Annotated in this window: 14 protein-coding genes; 3 read left to right on the top strand and 11 right to left on the bottom strand. The window is 71.2% G+C overall.

Annotated elements, in window-relative coordinates; genetic code table 11:
• Positions 1-5 precede the first annotated feature (5 nt).
• The 6 genes from N4G66_RS02535 to N4G66_RS02510 form a co-directional block, all read right to left on the bottom strand.
• Positions 6-947, bottom strand: coding sequence for a type II secretion system F family protein (locus tag N4G66_RS02535; protein WP_261702240.1), 942 nt, complete (start codon positions 945-947; stop codon positions 6-8).
• Positions 948-1170: 223 nt separating this feature from the next.
• On the bottom strand, positions 1171-2511 hold the full coding sequence (locus tag N4G66_RS02530; RefSeq protein WP_261702239.1) for a CpaF family protein: 1341 nt from the start codon (positions 2509-2511) through the stop codon (positions 1171-1173).
• An 18-nt stretch (positions 2512-2529) separates the two neighbouring features.
• Positions 2530-3111, bottom strand: coding sequence for a TadE family protein (locus N4G66_RS02525; RefSeq protein ID WP_261702238.1), 582 nt, complete (start codon positions 3109-3111; stop codon positions 2530-2532).
• A gap of 137 nt (positions 3112-3248) precedes the next feature.
• Positions 3249-4868 (bottom strand): AAA family ATPase, encoded by a 1620-nt coding sequence (locus N4G66_RS02520; protein WP_261702237.1) that lies wholly within the window; start codon positions 4866-4868, stop codon positions 3249-3251.
• A gap of 363 nt (positions 4869-5231) precedes the next feature.
• Positions 5232-5945, bottom strand: coding sequence for a Flp pilus assembly protein CpaB (gene cpaB, locus N4G66_RS02515; RefSeq protein ID WP_261702236.1), 714 nt, complete (start codon positions 5943-5945; stop codon positions 5232-5234).
• Between the two features lie 171 nt (positions 5946-6116).
• On the bottom strand, positions 6117-6998 hold the full coding sequence (locus tag N4G66_RS02510; protein WP_261702235.1) for a hypothetical protein: 882 nt from the start codon (positions 6996-6998) through the stop codon (positions 6117-6119).
• Positions 6999-7373: 375 nt separating this feature from the next.
• On the opposite strand from N4G66_RS02510, the gene N4G66_RS02505 reads away from it, so the two are divergent.
• Complete coding sequence (locus N4G66_RS02505; protein WP_261702436.1) at positions 7374-9059, top strand: chitinase; 1686 nt, start codon at positions 7374-7376, stop codon at positions 9057-9059.
• 258 nt (positions 9060-9317) lie between these two features.
• Positions 9318-10688, top strand: coding sequence for a M14 family metallopeptidase (locus tag N4G66_RS02500; RefSeq protein ID WP_261702234.1), 1371 nt, complete (start codon positions 9318-9320; stop codon positions 10686-10688).
• Positions 10689-10767: 79 nt separating this feature from the next.
• Here N4G66_RS02500 and N4G66_RS02495 read toward each other — a convergent pair whose 3' ends face one another.
• The 5 genes from N4G66_RS02495 to N4G66_RS02475 all read right to left on the bottom strand — a co-directional run bounded on the left by N4G66_RS02495 (position 10768) and on the right by N4G66_RS02475 (position 15922).
• Positions 10768-11568 (bottom strand): hypothetical protein, encoded by an 801-nt coding sequence (locus N4G66_RS02495; RefSeq protein ID WP_261702233.1) that lies wholly within the window; start codon positions 11566-11568, stop codon positions 10768-10770.
• A gap of 180 nt (positions 11569-11748) precedes the next feature.
• The gene (locus tag N4G66_RS02490) at positions 11749-13272 is read right to left on the bottom strand and encodes a GntP family permease (RefSeq protein WP_261702232.1); all 1524 of its coding nucleotides are present in this window, start codon (positions 13270-13272) and stop codon (positions 11749-11751) included.
• A 169-nt stretch (positions 13273-13441) separates the two neighbouring features.
• Entirely contained in the window at positions 13442-13852 is a 411-nt protein-coding gene (locus N4G66_RS02485; protein ID WP_261702231.1) for a RidA family protein, read from the bottom strand.
• A 7-nt stretch (positions 13853-13859) separates the two neighbouring features.
• Positions 13860-14627: an IclR family transcriptional regulator gene (locus tag N4G66_RS02480; RefSeq protein ID WP_261702230.1), complete on the bottom strand. Its 768-nt coding sequence runs from the start codon at positions 14625-14627 to the stop codon at positions 13860-13862.
• Entirely contained in the window at positions 14624-15922 is a 1299-nt protein-coding gene (locus tag N4G66_RS02475; protein ID WP_391858737.1) for a sugar kinase, read from the bottom strand. The genes N4G66_RS02480 and N4G66_RS02475 overlap by 4 nt, the downstream gene beginning before the upstream one ends.
• Before the next feature lie 146 nt (positions 15923-16068).
• Here N4G66_RS02475 and N4G66_RS02470 point away from each other — a divergent pair, with 146 nt between their 5' ends.
• Positions 16069-17346 (top strand): amino acid deaminase, encoded by a 1278-nt coding sequence (locus tag N4G66_RS02470; protein ID WP_261702229.1) that lies wholly within the window; start codon positions 16069-16071, stop codon positions 17344-17346.
• Positions 17347-17360: the final 14 nt, after the last annotated feature.

The raw sequence follows: 17360 nt of genomic DNA, 5'->3' as shown, positions 1-17360 counted from the left end.
CTCCCTCACACTTCGATCTTGCCGAGCCGGCGGATGACGAAGAAGCCCACGGTGTAGAGGCCGAGGGCCAGCAGCACCAGGCCCTGGCCCAGCGGGGAGCCGGTGACGCGGGCGAGGGCTCCCTCGTTCGAGGAGTTGATCAGGACCAGCGAGCCGATGCCGAGGAAGGGGACCGTGAAGGCGGTCGCGTTGACCTCGGAGAGCATCGTGCGGACCTCGCGGCGGGTCTCCTTCCTGTCCTCCAGGGTCTGGGTGAGGTTGCGCAGGGAGCTGACGACGGAGCCGCCCGCCTTGTTGGCGAGGACGAGGGTCGTGACGAGGACGATCAGCTCACGGGAGGGCAGGCGCTCGGAGAGCTCGCCGAGGGCGTCGTCGATGGTACGGCCCAACATCAACTGGTCCGCCACATGCGCGAGTTCCTCGCCCGCCGGGGCCTCCAGCTCTTCCGCCGCCATGGCGAGCGCCGTCCGCAGGGCGAGGCCCGCCGCCGTCGCGTTGGCCAGCAGGCGTGCCACGTCGGGGAGTTGGTTGATGAACGCCTCGATGCGCTTCTGGCGCTGCCAGTTGAGGAAGATGGCCGCGCTCCACACGCCGAGGACGGCGGCGATCGGGCCGAAGAACGGGGCGAGCGTGGCGGCCGCGATCAGCCACAGGGCGACGACCACGGTGGCGACGTAGGTGAAGAACTCCCCCGCCGTGACGTCGAGTCCGGTGGCCGTCAGGCGCAGGTGGATCGTGCGGCCGAGGCGGGTGCGGCGCAGCCGGCGGTCGATGCCCGCGAAGCGGCGGACACGGCGGCCCGCCATGTGCGACGGGCCGCCACCGGAGAGGCGGTCGACCAGATCCCGTCGCTGGGCGCGGCCCGAGGCGTAGGAGTGCACGCCCGCGACGGCGAGTGTGCCGCCGAGGAGCGTCCCGCCGAGGGCGAGGAGCGCGGGGTCGTTCACGGCTGCCTCCCTTCGGGGGCGGGGGACCCAGAGGTGGGGAACCCAGAGGTGGGGAACCCGGGGGCGGGCGGCCCGGAGGCGGGGGACCCGGGGACGGACGACCCGGAGGTGGGGGACCCGGAGGTGGGGGACCCGGAGGTGGGGGACCCGGGGACGGACGACCCGGAAGTGGACGGCCCGGAGGCGGACAACCCGGAAGTGCGGAACCCGGAGGTGGGGGATGTCATCCGATCGCCTGCCTGGTGTTGAGTACGTCGATGGCCTCGGCGACGCCGAAGGCGGGCGGCAGCGGCTCGTTGGCGACGTACAGCTTCTCCGCGACCGAGCGCGGGAGCGGGAGGTGCTCGAAGTGGCCCCGGACGACGCGGTCGGGGCCGACCGGGCGGGGCACGAACCGGGTGACGGGGGTGACGCGGAACTGCTCGCGGCCGTGCGAGACGAGCAGCGCGACCTCCGTGACCTTGCGGGAGCCGTCGGCGTGCCGGGACAGCTGGACGACGACCTCGACGGCGGAGTTGATCTGGTCCTTGAGCGCCTCGAAGGGGATCTGGACCTCGGACATCGAACCGAGGGTCTGGAGGCGCATGAGGGCGTCCTCGGCGGAGTTCGCGTGGACGGTGGCGAGCGAGCCGTCGTGGCCGGTCGACATGGCCTGGAGCATGTCGAGGGTCTCGCCGCCTCGGACCTCGCCGACGATGATGCGGTCGGGGCGCATGCGCAGCGAGTTGCGGACCAGGTCGCGAATGGTGATCTGGCCCTTGCCCTCCACGTTCGGGGGGCGCGATTCGAGGCGGATGACGTGCTCCTGCTGGAGCTGGAGTTCGGCGGAGTCCTCGATGGTGATGATGCGCTCGTGGGACGGGATCAGGCCGGAGAGCGCGTTCAGCAGGGTGGTCTTCCCGCTGCCGGTGCCGCCGCTGACGATGACGTTGAAGCGGGCCCGGACGAAGGCGGCGAGCAGCATGAGCGTCTGCTCGTCGAGGGAGCCGAGACCGATCAGCTCCGGGAGCGTGTACGCGCGGGGGAAGCGGCGGATGGTGAGGGTGGGGCCGGTCAGGGCGAGCGGCGGAATGATGACGTTGACCCGCTCGCCGGTGGGCAGGCGGGCGTCGACCATCGGGTTGGACTCGTCGACGCGGCGGTTGACCGTCGAGACGATGCGTTCGATGGTCTGCATGAGCTGCTCGTTGGAGGCGAAGCGCAGCGGCAGCTGTTCGACGCGGCCGGCTCGCTCCACGAAGATCGAGTCCGGGCCGTTGACCATGATCTCGGTGATGGACGCGTCCGCGAGGAGGGGTTCGAGGACGCCGAGCCCGAGGGCCTCGTCGACGACCCGGCGGATCAGCTGGGAGCGTTCGGCGGTGGAGAGGACCGGGCCCTCGCGGCTGATGATGTGGCCGAGGACGCGTTCGAGCCGGACCCGGCGTTCGGCCGCCGCCAGGCTGGACATCTCGGCGAGGTCGATCTCTTCGAGGAGTTTGGCCCGGTAGACGGCGACGAGGTGTCCGTCCTCACGGGCGGGCCCCCCCTCGTCGGGGGCCGCGATACGGGAACGCAGGCTCATGGTGTCGGCTCCTCCCGGTCAGTCGTCGGTGGGCATGGTGGCGCGGCGGGTCAGGTCGTAGCCGGGGAAGAGGGGGATGACGCCGGGGACGTGGACCGTGACCGTCGCGGTGGTGAGGTCGGGGCCCTTTGCGGGCGGCGGGACCCGCGGATTGAGCCATCCGCTCACGGCGGCCTGTCCCGCCGCCCCGCCGTCGCCGCCCTGCGAGGCGACCCGCGCGGCGGCCCGCGCCCCGGAACCGGCCTGGTTGGCGCCGTACCCGATGAGACCGAGCTGGATGACCGCCATCCCGATGAGCAGCAGGATGGGCAGGAACCCGACGAACTCCAGGATGGAGACACCCCGGTCCCCCCGGAGCCGCCGCGCGCCACGGAACCCGCCCGCCGGGCGGCGCCCGGTCACGGCACGGCGCCCGGACGTGGCACGGCCCTCGGTCACGGCCCGGACCCCGGTCGCGGCACGGCCCTCGGGCGCCGCGCGGCGCCCGGTCATGGGCTGGGTCCGGGGCACGACCCGGCCCTCGGCCACGGCTCGAGGCCCGGTCAGGGCGCGGCCCTCGGTCGCCGCCCGGCCCTCGCCCGTGGCGCGGCGCCCGGTCACGGCGCGGAAACCTGTGGCGGCACGCGGCCCGGTCACGGCCCGGACCCCGGTAGTGGCGTGAAGACCGGCCGTGGGGGCCGACCGGTGCGCGCGGCTGAGGGCGTGCGAGGCGCGTATGCCGTGCCGGAGGTACGTCCTCATCCGTCGTCCCCCTCCAGCGCCGCGCCCGCGGTGCCCCGTACGTGGAAGCCCGCGTCGAAGCCCGGGAAGAACAGCGGGACGTCGACCTCGACGGTGGCCCGCATGACGGGGCCCGCGACGCCGCAGTCGATGCCCGCGTCCTTCCAGGAGCCCGGCAGATGCCTGCTCCCGGCCGCCGTGCACGCGCCCGGGACGTCGCCGTGCACCGCGTACGCGGCGGTGGCGGCCCGTGCCGCCTCGTCCGCCGCGTTCCCGGCCAGCGAGTACGAGTAGCCGTACAGCACGCACTGCCACAGGATCGTCATGACGACGAGCAGCAGCGGGAACATCCCGGCGAATTCGAGGGTGACCGCTCCCCGGTCGCCGCCCCGCCGGCGGAGCGAGAGCGCGCCCCGGTCCGACGCGGACGCCTTGCGCCGCCTGCCGCCGCCCCCGCCTTCCTGGGGGACCACGAGACCCAGCTCCGCGGCGAGTGTCCACAGCGCCTGTTTGACGGTCGAGCGGGCGTCCAGGTCCTGCAGCCGCCCCGCGTCGACGACCGACTGGAGTTCCTTGAAGGCGGCGGGCACCGCGGAGCGGGCGACCTTGGTGCCGGTGACGCGTTCGACGAGGGACGGCTGGATCTCCGTACCGCGGGCGAAGCGGTTCACGACCGTCGTGGTCTCCTCCGCCTTGCGGATCTGCAGGCGGTCCCACATACGGACCATGCGTTTGGCGGCCCGTACGGCGATGACGTCGGGGGTGACGAGGAGCAGGGCCTGGTCGGCCATCTCGACGGCCGCCGCGGTGGCCGAGTTCATCTGGGAGCCGCAGTCGACGACCACCACGTCGTGACGGGAGCGCAGCGCGCCGATGACCTGGCGGGCCACGCGATCGGTGACCTCCTCGCCCCGTTCGCCCTCGGCGGGCGCCAGGAGCAGGGCGATGCCGCTGTCGTGGGTGTAGACGGCGTCCTGGAGGATGCGGGGGTTGATGTCGGTGATGGCCGCCAGGTCGGCCACCGACCGGCGGAACTGCACATCGAGGTACGAGGCCACGTCCCCGGACTGGAGGTCCAGGTCGAGCAGCGCCACGTTGTGGCCGGACGCCCGTGCGGCGAGGGCGAGTTGGACCGCCGTGACGGTCGCGCCGACGCCGCCCTTCGCACCGGTCACCGTGATGACGGTGCCACCGGGGCCCGCGTACAGCTCGGGCGCGCCGCTGTGCAGGTGGCGGCGCATGCCCGCGGACCAGGCGGCGGCGGCCTGGACGCGTTCGGCGAGGGCGTCGTAGCCGAGGGGCAGGCCGATGATGCCGCGGGCGCCGGAGTCCATGGCGGCGGTGAGGACGCTGTTGCCGGTGTCGGCGGTGATGAGGACGACGCCGACCGCGGGGAAGCGCATCACGAGGTCGCGGATGAGGTCCAACGCCGGTACGGGACCTATGCGTTCATGGACCAGGACCACTTCGGGGAGCTCGTCGAGGGACTCGGCGGCGAGGCGCGCGAGGGTGTCGAGGAGGGCCGTCGAGTCGGGTACGGGCGGGGCGGGTTCGGTGTCGGCGAGCTGGCTCAGCAGGGTGGTGAGCGCGCGGGCCGAGTCGATGTCGCCGACGGCGGGAAGGATACGGATGGTCATCGGCGCAGCCCCTCACTCGCGTACCGCACGCCGGTCCCCCGGACCGACGCCCTGCGAACCTGCCGCCACGCCCGGGACCACCGGCCCGGCAACCCCCCGACCTGCCGCGCACCGGGGCCCCGGTCCGGCATTCCGCGGACTCGCCGCACACCGGACCCTGAGCCCAGCACCCCACGAACCTCCCGCCGCACCCCGCACCACCGGTCCGGCACCCCGGGGTGCCGGGGTGCGGCCTGTGGCCGGTACCGTCCGGCGCGCGTCCGGTGCGGTGACGTCGCCGGCCGTCGGTCCGGACCCGTGCGCGTCGGCCTCGTACGCGACCCTCTGCACCGCCCCGTGGGCATGGACCTCATGCGCGGCCTCCTACTTGTCCTCGTCGAGGGTGTACGTACGGTCGCCGGGCGCCACGCTCGTGTCGGAGCCGCCGGCGACCAGGGCGAGCCGGACGTGTTCGGCGAACGATTCGGCGTACGCGACACGTTGGGCGTCGGCGGTGCCGAGCGCGAAGGTGATGGGGACGGCCTGGGTGGCGCTGTTGCGCCGGTCGGAGCTGGACTGGGCGGGGTCGAGGGCGGTGAGTTTGCCGACGTCGATGACGCGGGCGTTCTCGACGATCACCTTGGACTGGTCCCTGCCCTTGTCGTTCTGGGCCTTGAAGGTGGCGTAGATGTTGACACGCGAGCCGGGGTCGATCTTGCCCGCGACACCGGTCGACGCGTCGATCATGATGGCGATCTCCTGCTGCCCCGCGGCCAGTCGAGGCTTGTCGACGATCATGTCGGCCTGCAGCAGGGAGCCCTTCTCCAGCTTGGTGACGGCGATCTTGCCGCGGATGCGGGAGAGGTCGGTGACGGCGGTGGACGACAGCCACCGCTCGGGCATCGAGATCCTCTCGAACTGGTCGGCCGACAGCTCCTTGTAGGGCGGTATGTCGCTCTTCAGGCGGTACGCCGTGACCTCCGGGCCGACCTTGGAGTTCACGTCGCGGATCACCGAGAGGACTCCGGCGAAGGCGCCGAGGGCGCACAGGACCGAGAGGACCAGCAGGATGACGCCGCGGCGCTGGCGCGAGTTCACTGAATCTCACCTCGTGGGGCGGTACCGGGGAGTTGACCGGGCTGTCGTTCCTGCCGGGGATCCGGGGGGTGACCTCCGGGATGATGCAGCATGTTCCGGACAACCTCGATCTACGGGGACGGCGGGGCCGAGCGGTCGTGCCTGGTGCTGTTCAGATGTGCCCGAGGGGGCCTATGTGGCACCTCGGGGCAGAGCGCGTACCGAAGAGGCTGCCCGGACGGCGGCGGCCGGAAGCTCTTGTGCGGACGGCGGCGGCAGGGGCGCGGCGCAGAACCCGCAGCGGTCACCGATGAGTTCGAGGCCGCACCAGCGGCACTCGTCCCGCCGGACGGACGAGACGAGCTGGTAGAGGACGGAGACGTCGTACAGTCCGGCGGCGAATTCGACGAGCCGTGACGTCCCCCACCAGCGGACCGATTCCTCGGGCAGCGGGACGGTGGCGACGCCCTGGACCTGCCAGGCGGGCGCCAGGGTCGAGGTGACCCAGTCGGAGGGCGGCTGGCCCGCGGCCCAGAGCAGCCGGGTGCCGAACTCCGGTCCGGGCAGTTCCTCCTGGCCGACTCTGACCAGCTCGGGCCGCGGATTGGCGAGTACGGCGAACTGGGCGCCCGGCACCCATGACTTGGCGTGCGACTTCAGCGAGACCGGGACCCGGTCGAGCTTGGCGACCGAGCCGAGCAGGGCACCGGCGTAGATGTAGTGGGCGAGCAGCCGGGCGGCGCAGGCGAGCACGCCGGGGCTGAAGTCGCAGACGGAGAGCTGGCGCAACTGCTGGGCCAGCAGGGCGATTCCGAGCGGCGGCAGGTCGATGCCGAGCAGCGCGATCCGGTCGCTCTCCAGGACGGAGCGGACGGTGTGCAGCCGCTGGGTGACGGCGCTCTCGGTGGAGGACGGATAGAGGGAGATGACGTACCCGTGCTGTTCGATGAGCGTGTGCATCCCGGTGAGGGAGTTCTCCAGGGTGCCGAGCGGCTGGACGACCGCCGGCGGGGTCTGCCGGTCGTGCGGCGGGAGCACCAGATCGGGACTGGTGACGGCTATCGCGGTCGGCACGCTGCACACACCCCGTTCGCTGCGGCGGGGTGGTCAACCACCGCCTCAGATCGCCCCTTTTATCGCCATGGAGCGTCACGGACGACCACATACGGCCGCAGATCGTCACTGTGACGTCCTCTTGCATCAGCACCATATCCACGGCATGGCCCGCTCAACACCGAATCTCCGAGATCATCTCACCGAAGGTGCGGGCGTGATCAACGGAGAGTAAGCCGGGTCGGCCAACTGGAAGTGCCAGTAAGGGCGTTGAGGGCTCCCCGGGACTTGACAACCGGATTGGTCTGGACCAACTTGTATCCACCGGCGGTGGCCACCGTTCCGTTCCCCCTCCCCCACCTCTCCCTGGAGGACCCAGTGGACCGCGTCATCCGTATGCCCGGGCGGAGATGGGCGGGAGCCCTCGCCGCCGCCGTCACCGCGTCCGTTCTCTCGCTCACCGGTCTGGCCGGCCAGGCCCAGGCCGCCGACATCAACAACGTCAAGAACGGCGGCTTCGAGTCCGGCCTGACCAACTGGACCTGTTCGGCGGGCAGCGGCACGACCGTCTCCTCGCCGGTGCACGGCGGCTCGGCCGCGCTGAAGGCCACGCCCGCCGGGCAGGACTACGCCCAGTGCTCCCAGTCCGTCGCCGTGAAGCCCAATTCGACGTACACACTGAGTGCCTGGGTGCAAGGGTCCTACACCTACCTCGGGGTGACCGGCACGGGGACGACGGACGTGTCGACCTGGACGCCCAACACCACCTGGACGCAGCTGACGACCACCTTCACCACCGGCGCCTCGACGACGTCGGTGGCTGTCTGGACGCACGGCTGGTACGGGCAACCCGCCTACTTCGCGGACGACTTCTCGGTGTTCGGCCCCGACGGCGGTGGTGGCGGCGACCCGGCCCCGACGGTCCCGGCGACCCCGGCGGGTCTCGCCGTGTCGGGCACGACCTCATCGTCCGTCTCACTGGCCTGGAACACGGTGTCGGGCGCGACCGGCTACAACGTCTACCAGGGCGGCTCCAAGGTCCAGTCGGTGACCGGGACCTCCGCGACCGTCACGGGGCTCGCCGCGTCCACGGCGTACTCCTTCCAGGTCTCGGCGACCAACGCGGCCGGTGAGTCGGCGAAGTCGTCGGCCGTCACCGGGACGACGGCCGCGTCCGGCGGTGGCGGGGGCGGCGGGACCGTGCCCGCGCACGCCGTGACGGGCTACTGGCAGAACTTCAACAACGGCGCGACCGTCCAGAAGATCTCCGCGGTGCAGTCGCAGTACGACATCATCGCCGTCGCCTTCGCCGACGCCACCAGCACGCCGGGCGCGGTGAGCTTCACCCTCGACTCGGCCGGGCTCGGCGGCTACACGGTCGACCAGTTCAAGGCCGACATCAAGGCCAAGCAGGCCGCCGGCAAGAAGGTCATCATCTCCATCGGCGGCCAGAACGGCACCATCTCGGTGAGCGACTCGGCGTCGGCCGCGAACTTCGCCAACTCCGTCTACTCCCTGATGCAGACGTACGGCTTCGACGGCGTCGACATCGACCTGGAGAACGGTCTCAACGCGACCTACATGTCGCAGGCGCTGCGCTCCCTGTCCGCGAAGGCGGGCTCGTCGCTGGTCATCACGATGGCCCCGCAGACGATCGACATGCAGTCCACGTCGAACTCCTACTTCCAGACCGCCCTGAACATCAAGGACATCCTCACCGTCGTCAACATGCAGTACTACAACAGCGGTTCGATGCTCGGCTGCGACGGCAAGGTCTACTCGCAGGGCTCGGTCGACTTCCTGACGGCGCTCGCCTGCATCCAGCTGGAGGGCGGTCTCGCCCCGTCCCAGGTGGGCCTCGGCCTCCCCGCCTCCACCAGCGGCGCGGGCAGCGGCTATGTCTCCCCGACCATCGTGAACAACGCCCTCGACTGCCTGACCAAGCTCACCAACTGCGGTTCGTTCAAGCCCTCCAAGGCCTACCCGGGCCTGCGCGGCGCGATGACCTGGTCGACCAACTGGGACGCCTCGGCGGGCAACGCCTGGTCGAACGCGGTGGGCCCGCACGTGCACGCGCTGTAGTTCCGGACCGCCGCGTCACCCTTTCCCCGGCGGTACTCCATCCGGCCCCGTTCGCCGCAGTCGCGGCGAACGGGGCCGGCGCCGTTCCGCGCGGCCGGTTCCCGCCGACGGCCCTTTGTCGTCCCTTGACCTGCTCATGCCATAACCCCCACCATGAGCGCCACACCCGCACCAGGCACGTCGCCTTGAGCCACCCCCCAGCTCCACTCCCCTACATTCCGGAGATCCCGGAATTTTCCGGAGAAACAAGGAGACTTCATGCGATTTCGCCCACGTGGCAGCGGCAGCGCCGACGGCAAGGGCAGAGGCGGCCGGCGCGGCGCCGCCCTCGCCGTCCTCGCGGCCCTCGCCCTCGCGGCTCCCCTGACCGCCACCGCCACCGACGCCACGGCGAGCGGGGCCAGGGCCCTCGCGCCTTCGTCCGACGACATCAGGCAGTACGAGATCCACACGAGCTCGACGTCCGCGTCCCGAACACAGATCCAGCGGTCGGGCGTCACCGTGGACGAGGCCGACGAGGAGACCGTCGTCGTCTCGGGCCGCGCGGACCAGATCGCCACCTTGCGCCGACAGGGCTACGACGTCTCGCTGTTGGGCTCCGCGCCCAACCGTGCCGCCTCCGCGGGCGACGTACGCCTCTTCGACTTCCCGACGGCGGACTCGAAGTACCACAACTACGCGGAGATGAACGCGGAGATCGACCAGCGGCTCGCTGCCTACCCGGGCATCATGAGCAAGAAGGTGATCGGCAAGTCGTACCAGGGCCGGGACATCGTCGCCATCAAGGTCAGCGACAACGTCGCGACCGACGAGAGCGAGCCCGAGGTCCTGCTCACCTTCCACCAGCACGCCCGTGAGCACCTCACGGTGGAGATGGCGCTGTATCTGCTGCGCGAACTCGGGGCCGGCTACGGCAGCGACTCCCGTGTCACCAGCATGGTGAACAACCGCGAGATCTGGATCGTCCCGGACCTCAACCCGGACGGCGGCGAGTACGACATCGCGAGCGGCTCCTACCGCTCGTGGCGCAAGAACCGCCAGCCCAACTCCGGTTCCTCGTACGTCGGTACGGACCTGAACCGCAACTGGAACTACAAGTTCGGCTGCTGCGGCGGCTCTTCGGGCTCCACGTCCTCCGAGACCTACCGCGGCGCGTCGGCCGAGTCCGCGCCCGAGGTGAAGGTGGTCGCCGACTTCGTACGCGGCCGGATCGTCGGCGGCAAGCAGCAGATCAAGGCCGGCATCGACTTCCACACCTACAGCGAACTGGTGCTGTGGCCGTTCGGGTACACCACATCCGACACCGCGACGGGGATGACGGCGGACGACGCGAACGCCTTCAAGACCGTCGGCCAGAAGATGGCCGCGAGCAACGGCTACACGGCCGAGCAGTCCAGTGATCTGTACATCACGGACGGCTCGATCGACGACTATCTCTGGGGCACCCAGAAGATCTTCGACTTCACCTTCGAGATGTACCCGACGTCCAGCTCCGGTGGCGGCTTCTATCCGCCCGACGAGGTCATCGAGCGGGAGACCTCCCGCAACCGGGACGCGGTGCTCCAACTCCTGGAGAACGCCGACTGCATGTACCGGTCCATCGGCAAGGCGGCCCAGTACTGCGCCTAGGCGCAGCACCGGCCCGTCCGGCCGGGTGACCGGGGATCCGCGTGCCCTTCCTGACCGGGCGCGCGGATCCCCGTACCGCTTACGGCTTTTCGACCTTGCTCTCGACCGCGTTCTCGGTCTCGGCCTCGGCCTCCGTCTCGGCCTGGTCGGCCTTCTCGGACGCCTCGGACGTGCTCGGCGCGTCGGCGTCCTCGGACGTGTCGGTCACCTCGGACTCGTCCGCCGCCTCGGACGGGGCGACGGACGTCACGTCGTCGGCGTCCGCGGTGGACTCGTCGGCCTCGACGGCCCCGGTGTCGTCACCGTCCTCGAAGTAGGCGTCGAGGACGGCGTCGAGCTGCTCCTCCCACTCCTTGAAGCGTGCTCGGGCGTTCGCCTCGATCTCCAGGGGATACCAGCGGCGCTCCGGCGTGTGCACCGTGATGGTGAACCGCTTGCCGAAGCGCGGGGACTCCGTCTCCACGGCGCCGATCTCGTCCCAGCGGAACTCCGCCTCCTGGTCGTCCAGGCGCAGCCGGACTCCGCTGTGGTCGGCCGTGATCGAGGCACGCCGGTCGGAGGCCTCGAAGACGGGACCGTCGGTGGCGGACTCCGGGTCGGTCCCGGACTCCGCTTCCGTCCCGGAGTCGGTCTCATCCTCGGAGCCGGTCTCCTCTTCGGACACGGACTCCTTCGGGGTCTCGGCGGCGGGCGCCTCGTCGGACGCCGCGTCGTCGGAGACCGTCTCGTCGGAGACGGTCCCCTCGGCGGCGGCCTCCTCGGTCTCCGCGACCTCGTCCTTCGGCTCCGCCGGCACGGGTGACGTAAGCCCGGGGATGTACGCCGGGTTCACCGCGGCGGCATCCAGGGGCTGGCTCTTCGAACCTATGCGCTGCTCCACAGCGGGAAGTATGGTCGAAGATCCTGTGTCGGACACAGCCAGCCCCCACTTAGCTATGCCTCTGTTACACGAAGAGACTCTTCACGACCGTACGAAGAGACTCATCACGACCGTGCGATCAAGCCGGCCGCGGTCGTAGGGAGCCCCCCGACCGCGGCCGTACGAGGACGCCGGGCTCGGCTAGACGAAGAGGCTGACCACGGCGGCCACGGCGAACCCCGTGACGGACAGCACCGACTCCAGGACGGTCCAGGTCCTGAGGGTGTCGCGCTCGCTGATGCCGAAGTACTTGGCCACCATCCAGAAGCCGCCGTCGTTGACGTGCGAGGCGAAGATCGAACCCGCCGAGATCGCCATGATGACCAGGGCGACGAAGGCCTGCGAGTGGTGCCCTTCGGTGAGCAGGGGCGCGACGATGCCGGCCGTGGTGACGATCGCGACCGTCGCCGAACCCTGGGCGACCCGCAGGACCAGGGAGATCAGATAGGCCAGGACGATCACCGGGAGGCCGACGTCGTTGAAGGTGTCCGACAGGGCCTGGGCGACCCCGCTGGCCTTCAGCACGGCGCCGAAGATTCCGCCCGCGCCGACCACGAGCAGGATGTTGCCGACCGGCTTGAGGGACGAGGTCGACACCGTCTCAAGGGACTTGCGGGACCAGCCGCGCCGGATGCCGAGCAGGTAGTAGGCGAGGAGCAGCGCGATCGTGAGGGCGACGAACGGGCTGCCGAAGAACTCGATGACCGAACGCAGGGTGGAAGGGTCGAGGGCGATCGAGGAGAAGGTGGCCGCGAGGATCAGCACCAGCGGCGTACCGATGATGCCGAGGACCGTGCCGAGCGGCACCGGCTTCTCGTCCGGCTCCGCCCCGTCCTGCGGGCTTTCGGTCCCACCCGGCAAGGAGGCGCCCGCACCCCGCTGTTCGGCTACGACGGCCCGCTTGGCCTCGGCCGCCGCCTCGACCATGTCCTGCGGTACGGGGACGAAGATCCGCTTGCCGATCCAGGCGGCGTAGACCCAGGCGGCCAGCACGGCGGGGATGCCGCAGACGATGCCCATGAGGATGACCCAGCCGAGCTGGACGTGCAGCAGTCCCGCGGCGGCGACCGGGCCGGGGTGCGGCGGCAGGAAGGCGTGGGTCATCGACAGGCCGGCGAGCAGCGGCAGACAGTAGAGCAGGATCGACTTGCCGGAGCGTTTGGCGGCGGCGTAGACGAGCGGCGCGAGGACGAAGATGCCGACGTCGAAGAAGACCGGGATGCCGAAGATCAGGCCGGTCAGACCCATGGCGAGCGGGGCCCGCTTCTCCCCGAAGAGGTTGAGCAGCCGCGACGCCAATACCTCGGCGCCACCGCTGACTTCGAGGATCGCCCCGAGCATCGTGCCGAGGCCGATGATGATCGCGACATGGCCGAGGATGCCGCCCATGCCGGTCTCGACGACCGACACCGCGGTGGACCGCTGGACCGTGCCGAACAGCTCCGTGACCGAGAGTCCGGCGGAGAGGCCGACGGCTATGGAGACGGCGAGCAGGGCGACGAACGGCTGGAGCCTGACCTTGATGATCAGGAAGAGCAGGAGTGCGATACCGAGGGCGGCGACCGTGAGCAGTCCGGCCGTGCCGTCGAGAAGGAGCAGGAGACCACCGGTGTGAGGTGGTGTCTCCGGGGCCGGGGCTGTCGCTGCGAGCGGATACGACGACATGTCGGGGGGCCTCGTTTTCGTGGGTCCATGGAGCTTTCGGGCAGGGCGGATCGCGGTGCGGCACCCCGGGGTCTGCGGGTGCCGCACCGTGACGTCGTACGCGGTGCGGGAGTTGCGCGGGCGTGGGCCCGGAGGGACGTCGTGCGGGCGTGGGCCCGCACGGGCGACGTCAGCCGAGAACGGCGAGCACGTCGATCTCGACGAGGAGTCCGGCCGGCAGGCCGACGTAGACCGTCGTGCGGGCGGCGGGGGGCGCGGTGAGGCCCTGCTCCTCGAAGTACTGGTTGTAGATCTGGTTCATCTCGGCGAAGTGGCCGACGTCCGTGAGGTAGACGCGGATCATCATCGCGTCGTCCCAGCCGGAGCCGCCCTCTTCGAGGATGGCCTTGACGTTGGCGAGCGTCTGCAGGGTCTGCTCGCGCAGGGTCGGGCCGGCGGGCGTCGGCTTCCTGCCCTCCTCAGCGGGCAGGAAGCCGACCTGGCCGGCGACCTGGAGGATGTTCCCCTTCCGCACACCGTGCGAGAACTTGGCGGGCGGGGTGGTGTGGGTCGCGGGGGTGAGGGCGATCTTGTCCGTCATGCGGTGATCATTCCTTTGGTTCTTCCTTCGTGGGGGCTCTGCCGGAGTAGTCGCGGCTGATGGCGTCCGCCGTACGGCGCACCAGCGGGAGCAGGGTGAGGAGTTCCTCGGCGGTCACGACGACGTTGGGCGCGGAGACCGACATGGCGGCGGCGACGCGTCCGTCGGCGCCGCGGACGGGGGCGGCGACGCAGTTGATGGATTCCTCGTGGCCGCCGAGGTCGGTGGCCCAGCCCTGTTCGCGTACCGTCGCCAGCTCCTTCAGGAAGGCGGGGGCGTTGGGGGTCGAACGGGCCGTGTACATGGGGTAGTCGAGCTTGTCGGCGACGGCGCGGCGGTCGGCCTCGGGCAGGTCGGCGAGGAGCAGCTTGGCCACCGCCGCGACGGTGATGGCGACGGGCTTTCCGATCCGCGAGTACATGCGCACCGGGTAGCGGCTCTCCACCTTGTCGATGTAGAGCACCTCGTTCTCCTCGTAAACGGCGAGGTGGACGGTGTGCCCGCAGCTCTCGTTGAGGCGGACGAGGTGGGGGTGGGCGATCTCGCGGACGTCGAGGTTCTCGACGGCCTCCTGGGCGAGGGCGAAGAGCCGGGCGCCGAGGCGGTAGCGCTGGTCGGACTGGCGGTACACCAGGCCGTGTTCGTGCAGGGTGCGCAGCAGGCGGAGCGCCGTGGACTTGTGGACGCCGAGGCGGTCGGCGACCTGTCCGAGGTCGGCGGGGCCCTCGGCGAGCAGCGGCAGAATGCTCAGCGCTCGGTCGACGGTCTGGCTCATGGCGTGCGTACCTCCTCCGCGGCCCGTGCGTCGGCTGCGGTCCAGCCGGGGCCGAGACGAAGTGTCTCCCAGGCGCGGTCGTCGAGAGCGGCCAGCCGGTCGGCGTGCCCTCGGGCGGGCGGCTCGGCGAGGTCGCCGGGCGCGGTGAGGGCGGCGGCGGCCATCAGGTGGCCGTGGCGCAGCCGGTCGCGGACGGGAAGGCCGCGCAGGGTGGCGGAGAGGAACCCGGCGGCGAAGGCGTCACCGGCGCCGACGGCCGCGACGACGTCGACGCGCAGGGCGCGGACGAAGGTGGCGGTGCCGGCCGCGCCCTCGTCCCCCTTGGTGTCGCCCTCGGTCCGCTGGGTATCGCCCCCAGCCCCACCAGCGGCGTCCTCCGCCCTCTCGGTATCACCACCAGCCCCACCAGCGGCGCTCTCTGTCCTCTCGGGGGTGTCCTCTGTCCCGCCGGTGGCGCTCTCCGCCCCCGCGACGGCGTCCGTGCCGCCGCCGGCGTTCCTGTCGAACACGACGGCGCCGTCCTTGCCGTACTTGACGACCAGGACGTCCGGTTCGGGCAGCGCGGCGCGGATCGCGTGCGCACCGCTCAGCCCCCAGGCCTCGCGGGCCTCGTCCTCCCCGACGAAGACGATGTCGGCGCCGCGCGCGAGGTCGAGCAGGACACGCGGTCCCTCGGGATCGCGCCACAGCCCCGGGCGGTGGTTGACGTCGAAGGAGACGAGGGGGCGGCCCGGCCGCGGGGCGGTCAGTTCGCGCATCAGGGCCAGACAGCCGTCGGACAGCGCGGCGGTGATTCCGGACAGGTGCAGCACGCGGCCGGACCGGGCGGCGGCGAGGTCCACGTTGTGCGCCGTCATCGCGGAGGCGGCGGATCCGGCCCGGTAGTAGGCGACTTCGTGGGCGTCGGTCGCCCGGTCCCCCGCGGTGCGGAAGTAGACGCCGGTCGGGCGGTCGGGGTCCCGGCGTACGGCGGAGGTGTCGACGCCGTACGCGGTGATCGCCTCGACCAGGTGATCGCCGAACCCGTCGGCACCGACCCTGCCGACCCAGCGCGCGGAGTGACCGGCGCGGGCGAGCACGCACGCCACGTTCGACTCCGCGCCGCCGATGCCCCGCTCGAACGACGGCACGTCGGCGAGGCGTCCGGCCCGGGTGGGCAGAAAGGTGACCATGGACTCGCCGAGCGCCACCACGTCGACGATGCCGACGCCAGTACCGATGCCAGTGCCGGTGTCGACATCGATGTCGGCGTCGGCGTCGGGGGACGCGGCACCTGCGGGTCCGTTGCTGGTCACGGTGGTCGGGGCTCCTCGCTCTGGCGGCCGACGGCGGCGAACGGCACCGTTGACCCTGCGTTGGCTGGGATGTTAGACAGCAGTAAGCGACATACGCAATGAGCGTTGCACATGATGCAACGCAACCGGTCCATCAAGGAGGCTCCATGAGCGCCGACACCGCCGCCGCACCGCTGGCCGCTCTCGCGGCGGAGCGCGTCGACCACCGTTTCAAGGGCCTTCCTCCGGACGCGGACGGCCTGAGCGTCGGCGAGTTGGCCGCCCAGCGCCGCAACCTCTTCACGGACGGCTTCACCACCCCCGTCCTCGCCCTCTCCGCCGAGCGCCTGACGCACAACCTCGAACTCATGGAGACCTACGCCACCCGGCACGGCCTCGCCTTCGCCCCGCACGGCAAGACGTCCATGGCGCCTCAGCTGTTCTGGCGGCAGATCGAGCACGGCGCCTGGGGCATCACCCTCGCGGTCCCCCACCAGGTGCGGGTGGCCCGGGAGTTCGGCGTCGACAGGATCTTCCTCGCGAACGAACTGGTCGACCCGGCGGCGCTGCGCTGGATCGCCGCCGAACTGGCCGAGGACCCGGGGTTCCGGTTCGTCTGTTACGTCGACTCCGTGCGCGGTGTGGAGCTGATGGACGCGGCGCTGCGCGGGAGCACCCGCCCGGTGGACGTCGTCGTCGAACTCGCCGCCGGTGAGGACGCCCGTACCGGCGTGCGCACGGAAGCGGAGTGCGAGGCCGTGGCGGACGCGGTGGCCGCGACGGCGACGCTGCGGCTGGCCGGTGTCGCGGGGTACGAGGGCGAGGTCCCGGACGCGAACCCCGAGCGGGTGCACGCCTGGCTGCGGCGGCTGACGGCGCTCGCCGCGGCCTTCGACGACGCCGGACGGTTCAAGGGCCTGGACACGATCGTCGTCAGCGCGGGAGGCAGCGCCTGGTTCGACGCGGTCGCCGACGTCTTCGCAGAGATCCCCGAACTCTCGCTCCCCGTCCTGAAGTTGCTGCGTTCGGGCGCGTACGTCTCGCACGACGACGGCCACTACCGGAAGCTGACCCCGTTCGTCCGCGTCCCGCAGGAGGGCGCCCTGCACCCGGCGTTCCGCCTCTGGTCGCAGGTCGTCTCCCGGCCCTCCCCCGAGCAGGCCTTCACCAACGCGGGCAAGCGGGACGCGGCCCACGACCTCGATCTGCCCTTCGCCCAGGTGGTCCGCCGGGACGGCGAGGAGCGCCCCGCGGCCGGCATCGAGGTCAGCGGGCTCTCCGACCAGCACGCGTGGCTGCGTACGGCTCCCGGGGCGGACCTGGAGGTCGGCGACTGGCTCGGCATGGGGCTGTCCCATCCGTGCACGTCCTTCGACAAGTGGCAGCTGATCCCGCTGGTCGAGGCGGACGGCACGGTCGTCGACTACATCCGCACGTTCTTCTAGAGCCGGGAGACACC

The organism is Streptomyces rhizosphaerihabitans, from assembly GCF_025399795.1.
Lineage (GTDB): Bacteria > Actinomycetota > Actinomycetes > Streptomycetales > Streptomycetaceae > Streptomyces > Streptomyces rhizosphaerihabitans.
The sequence above is the reverse complement of the archived record's forward strand: the minus strand, read 5'-3'. Positions and strand labels throughout refer to the sequence as shown.